At 67.4% G+C, this 12,384-nt stretch carries 10 protein-coding genes; 7 read left to right on the forward strand and 3 right to left on the reverse strand.

The window, feature by feature from the left end:
* Positions 1 to 256 precede the first annotated feature (256 nt).
* The gene (locus BLV92_RS28530; protein ID WP_090552159.1) at positions 257 to 1,675 is read left to right on the forward strand and encodes an HDOD domain-containing protein; all 1,419 of its coding nucleotides are present in this window, start codon (positions 257 to 259) and stop codon (positions 1,673 to 1,675) included.
* A 74-nt stretch (positions 1,676 to 1,749) separates the two neighbouring features.
* On the opposite strand, the gene BLV92_RS28535 is transcribed toward BLV92_RS28530, so the two are convergent.
* Entirely contained in the window at positions 1,750 to 4,935 is a 3,186-nt protein-coding gene (locus tag BLV92_RS28535) for an EAL domain-containing protein (RefSeq protein WP_090552161.1), read from the reverse strand.
* Positions 4,936 to 5,277: 342 nt separating this feature from the next.
* Between BLV92_RS28535 and BLV92_RS28540 the strand changes: the two genes are divergently transcribed.
* Both BLV92_RS28540 and BLV92_RS28545 read left to right on the forward strand, forming a co-directional pair.
* The gene (locus BLV92_RS28540; RefSeq protein WP_090552163.1) at positions 5,278 to 5,670 is read left to right on the forward strand and encodes a PRC-barrel domain-containing protein; all 393 of its coding nucleotides are present in this window, start codon (positions 5,278 to 5,280) and stop codon (positions 5,668 to 5,670) included.
* A gap of 91 nt (positions 5,671 to 5,761) precedes the next feature.
* Positions 5,762 to 6,844: a glycosyltransferase family 4 protein gene (locus tag BLV92_RS28545; protein WP_090552165.1), complete on the forward strand. Its 1,083-nt coding sequence runs from the start codon at positions 5,762 to 5,764 to the stop codon at positions 6,842 to 6,844.
* 30 nt (positions 6,845 to 6,874) lie between these two features.
* Here the strand turns inward: BLV92_RS28545 and BLV92_RS32255 are convergent, their stop codons facing one another.
* Positions 6,875 to 7,039, reverse strand: a complete 165-nt coding sequence (locus BLV92_RS32255) for a hypothetical protein (protein WP_166676604.1) — start codon at positions 7,037 to 7,039, stop codon at positions 6,875 to 6,877.
* Positions 7,040 to 7,268: 229 nt separating this feature from the next.
* Here BLV92_RS32255 and BLV92_RS28555 point away from each other — a divergent pair, with 229 nt between their 5' ends.
* The 4 genes from BLV92_RS28555 (at position 7,269) to BLV92_RS28570 (ending at position 10,450) form a co-directional block, all read left to right on the forward strand.
* Entirely contained in the window at positions 7,269 to 8,306 is a 1,038-nt protein-coding gene (locus BLV92_RS28555) for a DNA-binding protein (protein ID WP_090552169.1), read from the forward strand.
* Between the two features lie 4 nt (positions 8,307 to 8,310).
* Positions 8,311 to 8,541 carry a hypothetical protein gene (locus BLV92_RS28560; RefSeq protein WP_243842457.1) on the forward strand — a complete coding sequence of 77 codons (231 nt, stop codon included), beginning with the start codon at positions 8,311 to 8,313 and terminating at the stop codon, positions 8,539 to 8,541.
* A gap of 452 nt (positions 8,542 to 8,993) precedes the next feature.
* Positions 8,994 to 9,272, forward strand: a complete 279-nt coding sequence (locus tag BLV92_RS28565) for an HU family DNA-binding protein (protein ID WP_090552172.1) — start codon at positions 8,994 to 8,996, stop codon at positions 9,270 to 9,272.
* Complete coding sequence (locus BLV92_RS28570) at positions 9,269 to 10,450, forward strand: PDDEXK nuclease domain-containing protein (protein WP_090552175.1); 1,182 nt, start codon at positions 9,269 to 9,271, stop codon at positions 10,448 to 10,450. The genes BLV92_RS28565 and BLV92_RS28570 overlap by 4 nt, the downstream gene beginning before the upstream one ends.
* 92 nt (positions 10,451 to 10,542) lie before the next feature.
* Here BLV92_RS28570 and BLV92_RS28575 read toward each other — a convergent pair whose 3' ends face one another.
* Positions 10,543 to 12,117 carry a methyl-accepting chemotaxis protein gene (locus BLV92_RS28575; protein WP_280141517.1) on the reverse strand — a complete coding sequence of 525 codons (1,575 nt, stop codon included), beginning with the start codon at positions 12,115 to 12,117 and terminating at the stop codon, positions 10,543 to 10,545.
* Positions 12,118 to 12,384 lie beyond the last annotated feature (267 nt).

A 12,384-nucleotide genomic window follows, 5' to 3' on the forward strand; every position in this document is an offset into this window, starting at 1 on the left:
ACGGGGTTTCCAGTCACGTTGTTTCACCCGGCCCGACTTCAATCCGGCTGGCCGCTTTTGCGGGCCTTGTTCGAGGCGGGAATTTCATGCTTCGGCTCGTGTGCGACGCGCACGCCCGTGCGGCATTTGCCGGCCGGTCATCGAACAGTCAGCCACGGAGCCCGGAGTGACAGACGTACCCACCGCAGCAGCCTCGCCGTCACCGCAGGACGACGGCGGAGCGCGCCTGAAAGCGCAGGCGCTCAACCGGCTGTGGATGCGCATGAGCGAACGCGGGGACTTCCCGATCCTGTCCGAGTCGGTGCGCAGCGCGATCGCCGCGATGAGCCACGAGGACTGCGACTTCGCGGCGCTCGTGCAACTGGTGCTCGCCGATTTCGCGCTCACGCAGAAGGTGCTGCGTCTCGCGAACTCGGCGATGTATCGCGCGTTCGGCGGCAACATCACGACGATCTCGCACGCGCTGATGGTGCTCGGCGTCGATGCGGTCGTGCATCTGACGATCGGGCTCAAGATCGTCGAGCATTTCCACCATAGCGACGCGCGCCGCATCGACGCGGAACTGGAACTGAACCGCTCGATTCTCGCGAGCGGCGTCGCGCGCAAGCTCGCGGCGCGCGGCAACGCGCTCGCGGCCGAAGAGGCGGTCGTCTGCACGCTGATGCGGCAGATCGGCAAGCTGGTCGTCGTGTTTTACCTCGACGCGGAATGGGACCGGATTCGCGAGCGCATCGAAGCGGGCGTGGACGAAACGGCCGCGAGCCGCGAGGTGCTCGGCGCGACGCTCGAAGACATCGGGCTCGAAGCCGCGTCGCGCTGGCGGCTGCCGGACCGCATCCGCTTCGGGATGGGGCCGTTCGATCCCGGCGTCGATCAATCATCGACCGGCCACTGGCTGCGCGCGATCGCGAGTTATTCGACCGAGGCGGCCGGCGTGCTCACCCAGGCGTATCCGGCCGACGGCCAGCGCGAGGCGCAGATCGAGGCGCTGGCCGGCCGTTACGCGGACGCGCTCGGCATCGAGCCGCACGACGTGGTGGCGGGCAGCCTCGAATTCGCGAACGAGACGGCGGGCGCGACGACGATGCACGAAATCGACGTGCTGCGCGGCGACGCGGAGGCGATCCGGCTCGATCCGCAGGCGCGCATCGGCGCGGGCGCTGCCGAACTGGCCGCGCTGCCGGCGACCACGCCGCCTGGCCAGGCGCTCGCGCTCGCATGCGAGATCCTGCACGAAGGGCTCGGCCTCGCGCGCACGATCGCGTTCGTGCGCCACGCGGACGGCAGCTTCAACGCGCATATCGGCTTCGGCCCGCACGTCGACGCGCTGCTGCCGACGCTGTCGTTCGACGCGGCGTTCCAGCCGGACGTGTTCCATCTCGCGATCGCGAATCCGGTCGGCATCTTCGTCGAGCATGCGCGTGCGCCGAAGATGATCGCGCGGCAGCCCGCCTGGTTCCGGCGCGCGTTCGACGACGTCCGCTCGTTCGTGCTGCTGCCGGTGGTCGACCGCGACCAGCATACGTGCGCGCTGCTGTACGGCGACTGGTCGATCCGGCAGAAGGGGCGGCGCATCGAGCAGTCCGAGATGCGCTCGCTGAACGGCCTCGCGCGCGAACTGGGGCGGTTCTTCGCGGCGGGCGGCAACCTCGGCAAACCCGCCGGCAGCCGATAAACCAACCGACCGATAAACCGATAGCTGCCGGACCCGCCGCGCGCGACACGGACGGCGGGTTCCGCCCGGCCGCGTCACGCGTCCGTCAGTTGCCGCCGCTCGTGCGTCCACGCGAGCAGTTCGTCGCCGGACAGCGCGTGCGCATACAGGAACCCCTGTAGCTCGTCGCAGCCGATGCCGCGCAGCGTCTCGGCTTCCTGTTCGCTCTCCACGCCTTCCGCGACCACGCGCAGCCCGAGCTTGTGCCCGAGTTCGACGATCGTGCGGATCACCGCGAGGTCGGCCGGCGCGTCGAGCATGTCGTGCACGAACGCGCGGTCGATCTTCAGCCGGTCGAGCGGGAAGCGGTTCAGGTAGCTGAGGCTCGAATAACCGGTGCCGAAGTCATCGAGCGACAGCTTCACGCCGAGCGCGCGGATCGCGTTGATCGTTTCGAGGCGCGCGGCCGCGCTGTCCATCAGCACCGTCTCGGTGATCTCCAGTTCGAGCTGCGCCGGCATGACGCGATGCTTCGTCATCGCGTCGCGCAGCGTGTCGATCAGCGACGGGTCGACGAGCTGGATCGCGGACAGGTTGATCGACACGCGCATGTCCGGCAACGACTGCGCGCGCCAGCGCGCGATCTGGCGGCACGCCTCGTCGATCACCCATGCGCCGATCGGCACGATGAGCCGCGTGTCCTCCGCGATCGGGATGAACTCCACCGGCGCGACGACGCCCAGTTGCGCATTGGTCCAGCGCAGCAGCGCCTCGGCGCTCGCGAGCGCGCCGGTCTCCGCGTCGAGGCACGGCTGGAACGCGAGCCGCAGTTCGCCGCGCTCGATCGCCATGCGCAGCCCCACTTCGAGCGCGAGCCGCCGGCGCGTGCGTTCGGCCATCTCCGGCGAGAAGAACTTCACGAGGTTGCGGCCCGCGGCCTTCGCCTGGTACATCGCGGTATCGGCGTTCTGCATCAGCGTTTCGATGTCGTCGCCGTCGTCCGGATACAGCGCGACGCCGACGCTGCACAACACCTGCAACGTGACGCCGCCGATCTGGTGCGACTGCCGCACGAGCGGCAGCAGCCGCTGGTCGATGATCCGCGCGACGTCCGCCGCGCTGCTCACGTCGGCAAGCAGCACCGTGAATTCGTCGCCGCCGAGGCGGCTCACGGTGTCGCCGCTGCGCACCGCCTGCAGCAGCCGGCGCGAGATCGACTGCAGCAGCCCGTCGCCGACGTGGTGGCCGAGCGAGTCGTTGATGTCCTTGAAGCAGTCGAGGTCGATGAACAGCACCGCGAAGCGCTGGCCCGTTTCGCGCGCGTGCTCCATCACCGCGCCGACGCGTTTCGTGAAGCGCGCGCGATTCGGCAGTTCGGTCAGCACGTCGTGCTCCGCGAGGAAGCGGATGCGCGCCTCGCTCTTCTTGCGGTCGGTGATGTCGATCACCGTGCAGATGTAGTGCGAGATGTTCGTGCGCTCGTCGCGCACCGCGCTCAGCATCAGCCACGCCGGATAGTCGCCGCCGTGGCGGCGGCGGATGTGCGCCTCGCCGCTCCACGCGCTCGACCGGTCGACGCGCGCCGCGAGGCCCGCGATCGTCGTGTCGCCGTGTGGCCCGGCGACCACGAAGTTCGGCGCGCGGCCGACGATGTCCTCGGGGCTGTAGCCGGTCGCGCGATAGAACGACGCGTTCGCGCTCAGCAGGCGCCGCTCGTGGTCGAGGATCAGGATCGCCTCGGACGACGCCTCGAACACGCGCGCCCACAGTTCCAGCCGCTGCTCCATCAGCTTGATCTGGTTGATCGGCGTGAACGCGGTGAGCACCGCCTCGCGTCCCTGGAAGTTCAGCCGCCGCGCGGACAGCATCGCCCACGTCGGCTCGACGCCGGCCTTCCAGCGCACCTCGAATTCGTCGACCGCCTCGCGGTCCGACAACTGCTGGAAGAAGCGCGCGCGCACCGACGAGTCGAGCCCGAACGCCCACGGATCGACGGTGCAGCCGTTCAGCCACGCGAGCGCCGGCTGGTTCGCGTGCAGCACTTCGTGGCCCGGCACGGCGGTCACCATCATCGGCACCGGCGTCGCCTCGACGAGCGCGTGCTGCGCCGCCGACGCGCGCGCGGTCGCGGCCATCTCCTTTTGCAGGTCGCGTTCGCGGTCCAGCTGTTCGAGCATTTCGTTGAAGCCGGTCACGAGCTTGCCGATCTCGTCCTGGCTGTCCCACTTCGCGCGCAGCGAGTGGTCGCCGGTGCGGCGCACCGTGTCCATCACGCGCGCGAGCTGCCGCAGCGGCCGCGAAATCTGCTGCGCGACGAAGTACACCATGCACAGGATGCTGCACAACAGGAAGAGGGCGGTGCCGAGGTGCAGCCACATCCGCGCGAACAGGCCGCGCACGCGCGCCCGTAAGAGCTGTTCGAGTTCCGCGTCGGTCGCCCGCCATGCGTCGCGCACGTGCACGACGAGCTTCTGCTGCGTGTCGTCGGTGACCGCGATCATCGACGCGTCGATGTCGCCGGTCGTGTCCACGACCCGGTGCGCGGTGTCGCGAAACGCGCTGACCGAGGCGGTCAACTGCCCGATCGACTGCGCCAGCGCGTCGTTCACCTGCGGATTCGCGGCGCCGGCTTCCGAGAAGTCCGAGCGCAGCCCCTGCATCACGCCGTCGAGCTGGCCTTCGAGCACGAGGTAGCGCGTGCGCAGTTCGTCGTGCGAATGAGCGGTGCGGCGGCCCTCGCGCAGCAGCCGGCCGATGTCGTTGACCGAACTGAGCAGCGCCGGGTAACGCAGGATCGACAGCGACATCGAATAGTAGCTGTCGAGGTCCGGGTCGAGAATCAGGTTCGACTGGTTGCCGACCCGCGTGATCAGTTCGCGGCACGCGTCGAGCGCGTCGTCGGCCGCGGCGGTCAGCGAGCCGGTCTGCCGCGCGAGCACCGCGAGCGCCGTGCGCACGCGCGCGTTCAGCGCGGCGCTCTGCATTTGCGCGCCGTATTGCTTTTCGGCGTCCGCGAGGGTGTTTTGCGCATCCGCAAGCGTTTGCGCGGCCGGTTTCTGCTCCGCGCCCGCGAGCGCGACGTCGGCGAGCGCCTCGCGCACGACGCGGACGTACGCATTGCCAACGATCTCCTTGTCCGAGAAATCGATCGACAGGTACTTCTCGTGAATGAGGATGCCGCTGATGTACACCACCGCGCTCAGGTCGAGCAGATAGATCAGCAGCAGCTTGCGGCCCACACGCAGCCGGGCGAGCAGCCGGAAGAACAGGTTGCGCCTCATCGCGCGCGCGCCGGGAACGGCATCGAGTGATTCACATTGGCTCCAACGAAGAAAAAGAAACGCGGGTCGCGGGACTCGCCGTTTTACCAGCCATCACATGTTATCGGTGCACTTAATTTTGACTTTAGCGGCGCGTGCGAAATCACCGTTCGGAGGCCGGAATGGATTGACGCAGTGCGTGGTTTTACGCGCGATGCACCATGTTGTTGCACGGGGGCGCGGCGCGCGGGCTGTTTCGATCCGGCCGCGACGGAAGGCGGCGGAATGTGGCGGTGCAGCGGCACGCGGCTTGCGCGTTCGCCGGCGAGCCGCGCGAGTGGCGGCGTACAAGGAGGGACGACGATGACCACACATGCTGCGATGCTGGCGGCCGTGCTGGCGCTGGCCGGTTTCGGGGCGGGCGGTTTCGCGCACGCGCAGGGCGCGCCGCAGTCGGTCACCGTGCAGCGCACGGCGACCGTTCAGTCGGGCAGCGGCTACCGCGCGTCGAAGCTGACCGGGGCGGACGTGTACGACGGCAACGGCGGCAAGATCGGCACGATCGACGACCTCGTGCTGATGCCGCAGGACCAGGGCGCGTTCGCGATCCTGTCGGTCGGCGGGTTTCTCGGGATGGGCAAGCATCTCGTCGCGGTGCCGCTCGGCCAGTTGCAGATCAGCAGCCGGCAGATCGTGCTGCCGGCCGACAAGGATGCGTTGAAGGCGATGCCGACGTTCAGTTATGCGCATGACTAGGTGAGCGGGCGACGGGGCCGGGTGGGGTGAGTGCGCGCCGGGAACAGCCTGTGCGATGCCCCGTGACCGCTTCGCGATTCCTTCGCCCATCATGCGCATTGCCCAGATCGCCCCGCTCTACGAACGCGTACCGCCGCTCGCCTATGGCGCAACCGAGCGCATCGTCCACTATCTGACCGAGGCGCTGGTCGCCAGCGGCCATGACGTCACGCTGTTCGCGAGCGGCGATTCTGTTACGTCGGCGCGGCTCGTCGCGTGCTGCGAGTCCGCGTTGTGGCGCGACGAACGCGTCGAGGACACGCTAGGCCATCACGTCCATCTGCTCGAACGGGTGGCGCAGCGCGCGGCGGAATTCGACGTGCTGCATTTCCACTGCGAGCCGCTGCATCTGCCGTTGGCGCGGCGTCTGGATACGCATTGCGTCACGACGATGCACGGATTGCTGCGCGAGCCCGACGTGGGCGCGCTGCTGCGCGCGTTCTCCGATGCGCCGCTCGTGTCGATCTCCGCTAGCCAGCGTCGAGCGATGCCGTTCGCGAACTGGCGCGCGACGATCCATCATGGTCTGCCTGCTGACGCGTTCGGCCTCTGCACGTCGCCCGGCGATTATCTGCTGTGGATGGGGCGGATGATGCGCGGCAAGCGTCCCGATCTCGCGATCGAAATCGCGCGGCGGGCGGGACTGCCGCTGAAGATGGCCGCCGCCGTGCACCCGGGCGAGCGCGCGTATTTTGCGGACGAGATCGCGCCATTGATCGAGTCGTCAGCGGGTTTCGTCGACTACCTCGGCGAAGTCGGCGGCGATGCGCGCACGGAACTGCTGCGCCATGCGCGGGCGCTGCTGTTTCCGATCGACTGGGACGAGCCGTTCGGGATGGTGATGATCGAGGCGTTCGCGTGCGGCACGCCGGTCGTCGCGTTCCGGCGCGGCGCGGTGCCCGAGGTCGTGGAGGACGGCGTCAGCGGTTTGGTCGTCGACGATCTCGACGGCGCAGTGCGTGCGGTCGAACGGATCGATGAACTCGATCGCAGGCGCTGTCGGGCGGCGTTCGACGTACGGTTTACCGCTGAACGGATGGCGCGCGACTATCTGCGCGTCTATCGTTCGCTCGCCCGGGGCGCGGAGCGCGATACGGACCTGCAATCGTCCCGCCCGCAGCCGGCCGCGCGATGACGCAGTGTTCCGCGTTCTTCGTTCGGCCTTTCAACCATCCTCGCCCACTTCGGTCGGATCGGGCAGGCCCGGCGGGTTTTCTTCGTCGGGCGTTTCGGGCTCGGCCGGAATCTGCGGCGTATCGGTATCGTCGAAGTCGTTCGAATGCGCGCGAATCCGTGACGATTCGGAGAACGCAAGCTCAAGCTGGATCATGTTCGGCTCCTGTCGGTTGGGGCGCGACGTCTGCACGCGCGATACGGGTTTCGCTTTCGTTGCGGCGCGAAGCGCATCGCGTTGCCGCAACGCGTGTTCCCAATGCTGCATTCGTCTCGGGGTGTCACGAAAACGCCGGTGTGACAGAACGCGACGCCCTCCATCAAGGCCTGGAATTTAACGCTTTACGTAGTATTATTGGCCGGTCCTTCCACAGCGCACCTCTCCGATGGCCGATCCCGTTTCCGACGAAACCCGTCTTGCCGCCGAAATCGAGCGGCTGAAGGCGGAATTTCCGAAAACGCGCGAGTTGTACCGCGAAGTCTGCGCGTTGCTGTTCTTCCGTTTCGGCATCACGCCGACCGCCAACCGTCTTTATCAACTCGTGCATCGCGGCAGCATGGGCACGCCGACGGCGGTGTTGTCCGAGTTCTGGAGCGACCTGCGCGAAAAGAGCCGCGTGCGCATCGAGCATCCGGATCTGCCGGCCGAGTTGCAGGGCGCGGCCGGCGAACTCGTCGCGACGCTGTGGTCGCGCGCGAGCGCCGCCGCGAGCGCCGCGCTCGACGGATTGCGCGCGGATGTCGAAGCGGCGAGGCTGGACGCACAGCAGTCGGTCGCGACGTTGCAGGCCGATCTCGCGCGAACGGAGACCGCGCTCGAACAACGGACGTCGGCGCTGTTGTCCGCGCAGGTGCGCATCCACGAACTGGAACAGTCGCTGGCGGCGCGCGGCGCACGGGACGAAGAGGTCGCGCAGCTTCAGCAGCAGGCGCGCGAACGCGATGCCGTTTTTACGCAGACACGGACCGAATACGCATCGGAAACGGACCGGCTGCGGGCGAGCGTCGAACTGGCCGATACGCGTTTGCAGGCGGCCGAAAAGCGGGCGGCGCTCGAAATCGAACGCGAGCGCACCGAGAACACCCGTTTGCAACGCGACGCCGATGCGGCGGCGAGCCGGGCCGCGCGGGCGGAACATGACGCGCGCGCGGAGATCGTCGCGTTGCGCCAGCAACTCGACGAGCTTCGGCATCGGAACGGCACGCTCGAAGGGCAACTCGCGGCGATGCGCGAAGCGAGCGCTGGTTATACGCGCGAGTTGAACGCGTGGCGCGAGAATGCGGCGCCGGCAAAGAACCCGCGTGGCGCGACGCGGGCACGGCCGCCCGATGTCGAGCCGGCTACCCAAAGCGCAAAATCCGGCAAGGCGACGGCGCCGCGCAAGACCAGGAGCGGCGTGTCCAGGCCGCGTTCGGGGAGCTGACACGATGGCGAACGGCAATGCAATGCGGCGCATCCGCGTCGTGGGGCGCGCGCGCATGAAGCTCGCGTGCCCGGACATCGGCGCGCTGATGCGCTATCGCGAACGGATCGTGCGCGTGCTCGCGGAAGCGCGCGGACAACGCGTGATGATCGAATCGATCGACGGCAACGGGCGGACATTCGTCAGCACGGTGAAGTGGGTGAGCCTCGTGGCGATCCAGGATCAACTGTTCTGATCCGATCGCGCTGCCGGGCATCGGAAAGTTCGCGAGCATGTCGACATGGGTCGTGGCGACGGCAAGGATCGTGTTACGCATCGTTCGCACTGCGCGAAGGACGAACACGCGCCACGTGCACCCACGCACGAATCCACGGTGCGAACGCAACGGCCAATCGAGGGAGATGCCGGCCAGCTAGGCGCAACATCGCGCGAGTTCGATGCACGATGCGCATTGGGCGGCATCGAGGGCGCAGGCCGTGCGGACCCGGACACGCTGCTTCCGGCAACGACAAACCCGCGTAAAACGACGCCAGTCCAACGCTTCGGACCGCTCCACAACGGGGGCAAACGACCGCAAACCGCGATCCGGCGCGCTTCCCGGCTTTCCGCGCCGGTGCACGCCGATTTGCCTGTTTCGCCCTTGTGCGGTAGGGTATGCGGGTTTCGTCAACTTCACATGGGTAGCAGATGAACAAACAGGAACTGATTGACGCCGTCGCCGCCAGCACGGGCGATACCAAGGCTGCCACCGGCGCAGCGATCGACGCGATTCTGGAAGCGGTCACGCGCGCGGTCACGTCCGGCGACTCCGTGCAACTCGTCGGCTTCGGCTCGTTCTCGACGGGCCAGCGCGCGGCGCGTGTCGGCCGCAATCCGGCGACCGGCGCAGAAATCCAGATCGCTGCCGCGAAGACGGTGAAGTTCACCGCCGGCAAGGCTTTCAAGGACGCCGTCAACGCGTCATGACGACGAAGTCCGTCATCGCGGCGGACGCTTACGCGGGATTGCATGGCGGCATCGTCAGCGTGGTGGAGTCCGCGAGGCTCGCCGCGGCCCGCAGCGTCAACGCCGTGATGACGGCTGCGTACTGGGAGATCGGCCGCCGCATCGTGACGGTCGAGCAGGGTGGTGAGCAGCGCGCCGCGTATGGCGAGGCGCTGCTCACGCGGCTTGCCGACGATCTCACCGGGCGCTTCGGGCGCGGCTTCAGCCGCGCCAATCTCGTGAACATGCGGGCGTTTTATCTCGCATGGCCGGCCGGCGAGATTGGCCAGACAGCGTCTGGTCAATCCGTCGCGACCGCAAAACGCCAGACAGCGTCTGGCAAATCTTCGCTGCCGGCCGATCCCGCCGGCGCCATTCCCGATTACAGAACGCTGGCTGCGCGCTTTCCGTTGCCGTGGTCCGCTTACGTGCGCCTGCTGTCGGTCAGGACCGCGGCCGCGCGTTCGTTCTACGAAGCGGAGGCGTTGCGCGAAGGGTGGTCGGTGCGCCAGCTCGACCGCCAGATCGGCAGCCAGCTTTACGAGCGCATCGCACTCTCACGCAACAAGGCCGCGCTGCTGAAGAAAGCGGCCGAACCGCAGCCCGGCGATGCGCCGACGCCCGAAGAGGCGATCCGCGATCCGTTCGTACTCGAATTCCTCGACCTGAAGGACGAATACTCGGAGTCGGATCTCGAAGAGGCGCTGATCCAGCATCTGACCGACTTCCTGCTCGAACTCGGCGACGACTTCGCGTTCGTCGGCCGGCAGCGCCGTCTGCGGATCGACGATGCGTGGTTCAGGATCGACCTGCTGTTCTTCCATCGCCAGCTTCGCTGTCTCGTCGTGATCGACCTGAAGGTCGGCCGCTTCAGTTATGCGGATGCCGGGCAGATGCACCTGTACCTGAACTACGCGCGCGAGCACTGGATGAAGCCCGGCGAAAATCCGCCAGTCGGCCTGATCCTGTGCGCGGAGAAAGGCGCGGCCGAGGCGCATTACGCGCTCGAAAACCTGCCGAACAAGGTGCTGGCCGCCGAGTATCAGATGGTGCTGCCCGACGAGGCGCTCGTCGCGAAGGAGCTTGAACGCACGCATGCGGAGCTGGAGCGCCGCCGCGCGGGCAGGCCGTCCGGTCCGGAGTCGTCACCAGAATCGTGATGCCGGCACGCGCCGTCGCATGAGACGACGCGGCCGTTTCGAAGCGAGGTCGTCGAAGCCGTTCGATGGGTCGTTCGACAACGCCGGCTTCGTTATGCGAGCGCGTGACCCTGCCGCGCGCCCGCCGCGAGCCTGAATCTCGACGCGACTTCACGCAAGCCGCTCGACTGCGCGGCCATCGACTGCGCGGCCGCCGACGCCTGCTCGACGAGCGCGGCGTTCTGCTGCGTGACTTCGTCCATCTGCGAGACGGCCCGGCTCACCTGCTCGATGCCGGTGTGCTGCTCTTCCGACGCCGCCGCGATTTCGCCCATCAGATCCGCGACGCGCTTCGCCGACGCGACGACCTCCGCGATCGTGCCGCCCGCCTCGTTCACAAGTTTCGAGCCTTCGTCGACCTGCGCGACCGACTGGCTGATCAGTTCCTTGATCTCCTTCGCGGCGCTCGCGCAGCGTTGCGCGAGACTGCGGACCTCGGAGGCGACCACCGCGAACCCGCGCCCGTGTTCGCCCGCGCGCGCGGCCTCGACCGCCGCGTTCAACGCGAGAATGTTGTTCTGAAACGCGATGCTGTCGATCACGCCGATGATCTGCTCGACGCGCTCCGACGTGCCGGAGATGCCGTGCATCGTGTCCACGACGCGCCGGACCACGCTGCCGCCGCGCTCCGCGATCTGCGATGCGTTCACCGCGAGCGTGTTGCCCTGGCGCGCGTTGTCGGTGTTGTGCTTCACCGTCGCGGTCAGTTCCTCCATGCTCGCCGCCGTCTGCTGCAAAGACGCGGCCTGCTGTTCCGTGCGCGACGACAGGTCCATGTTGCCGCTGGCGATTTCGGTGGCGCCGGTCGCGATCAGCGCCGACGACGTCTGGATGTGCTGCACCGTGTCGATCAGTTGCTGCTGCATCTGGTTCATCGCATGCAGCAGGCTGCCGCCGTCGTCGTCCGCGAGTTCGACGCGCGCACTGAGGTCGCCCGCCGCGATGCGCCGGCACAGGTCCGCCGCGTAATCCGGGTCGCCGCCGAGGCTCGTGCGGATGCTGCGGATCAGCCACAGCATCCCCGCCGTCATCGCGATGCCGATCAGCCCGACGACCGTCAGGTTGCGCAGCAGCGCCGCGATGAACGCGTCTTCGACGTCGTCGAGATAGACGCCCGTGTACACGTGCCAGTCCCATTCGGGGACGAGCGCGCTATAGGTCAGCTTCGCGACTGGCTCGGGCTTGCCCGGTTTCACCCACACGTAGCGGCTGAAATGATCGCCGCCCGGCGACGAACTCCTGACGATGTCGACGGCCAGATGCGTGCCGTGCGGATCGACGAGGTCGCTCTGGTTCTTCGATTCGAGCGACGGCTTCGACGGCAGCAGCAGCGCGACGACCGACGAATCGAAGATGCCGAAGTAGCCGCTCTGGTCGTCGCCGTAGCGGAGGTTGCGCAGCGCCGCGATCGCCAGACGCTTCGCCTCGTCGGTCGACAGTTCGTTCGCGGCGGCTTTTTTCTGGTAGAACGCGACGATCCCGACCGCCACCTGGGTCTGCTGGACCAGCACGCTCTTGCGGTCGTCGAGCGTCGATCGTCGCGCCATGATTGCATTCGCAACGACCATCGCGATGAGGGATACCCAGAGCAGCACGACGATGCTCCATGCCTTTCGATTCAATGACATTCTTTTCATTCTTCAGACCGGCCACGGATTGGGGGTTCGCGAACCGGCGCGCTCGACAGCGCCGGGTTCATCGGGCTTAACGGCCGATCGGCGGCCGGTCTGAACCCCGCTCGCGCAACGAGAATTTACACGTATGTTTTTAATCGGAAATTCGATGCGGACGCAGCGGGTTGCGTTGCATGGTCCGTGCATGAAGCAGGGGGAGGGGCGCTTTCGGCTTCCCTTCAGAGGGGCGGGATGGATGACAGGAGCAACGTTCTTCGGCAT

This window comes from Paraburkholderia caballeronis, assembly GCF_900104845.1.
Classification (GTDB): Bacteria; Pseudomonadota; Gammaproteobacteria; order Burkholderiales; family Burkholderiaceae; genus Paraburkholderia; species Paraburkholderia caballeronis.

What these genes read in the sequence shown, in the direction of transcription:
- BLV92_RS28560 (WP_243842457.1), top strand. Translation starts at nt 8,311, where the DNA reads ATGGCGAACGGCAATGCAATGCGGCGCATCCGCGTCGTGGGGCGCGCG.
- BLV92_RS28540 (WP_090552163.1), top strand. Translation starts at nt 5,278, where the DNA reads ATGACCACACATGCTGCGATGCTGGCGGCCGTGCTGGCGCTGGCCGGT.
- BLV92_RS28545 (WP_090552165.1), top strand. Translation starts at nt 5,762, where the DNA reads ATGCGCATTGCCCAGATCGCCCCGCTCTACGAACGCGTACCGCCGCTC.
- BLV92_RS28575 (WP_280141517.1), bottom strand. Translation starts at nt 12,117, where the DNA reads ATGTCATTGAATCGAAAGGCATGGAGCATCGTCGTGCTGCTCTGGGTA.
- BLV92_RS28535 (WP_090552161.1), bottom strand. Translation starts at nt 4,935, where the DNA reads ATGAGGCGCAACCTGTTCTTCCGGCTGCTCGCCCGGCTGCGTGTGGGC.
- BLV92_RS28565 (WP_090552172.1), top strand. Translation starts at nt 8,994, where the DNA reads ATGAACAAACAGGAACTGATTGACGCCGTCGCCGCCAGCACGGGCGAT.
- BLV92_RS28530 (WP_090552159.1), top strand. Translation starts at nt 257, where the DNA reads ATGCGCATGAGCGAACGCGGGGACTTCCCGATCCTGTCCGAGTCGGTG.
- BLV92_RS28555 (WP_090552169.1), top strand. Translation starts at nt 7,269, where the DNA reads ATGGCCGATCCCGTTTCCGACGAAACCCGTCTTGCCGCCGAAATCGAG.
- BLV92_RS28570 (WP_090552175.1), top strand. Translation starts at nt 9,269, where the DNA reads ATGACGACGAAGTCCGTCATCGCGGCGGACGCTTACGCGGGATTGCAT.
- BLV92_RS32255 (WP_166676604.1), bottom strand. Translation starts at nt 7,039, where the DNA reads ATGATCCAGCTTGAGCTTGCGTTCTCCGAATCGTCACGGATTCGCGCG.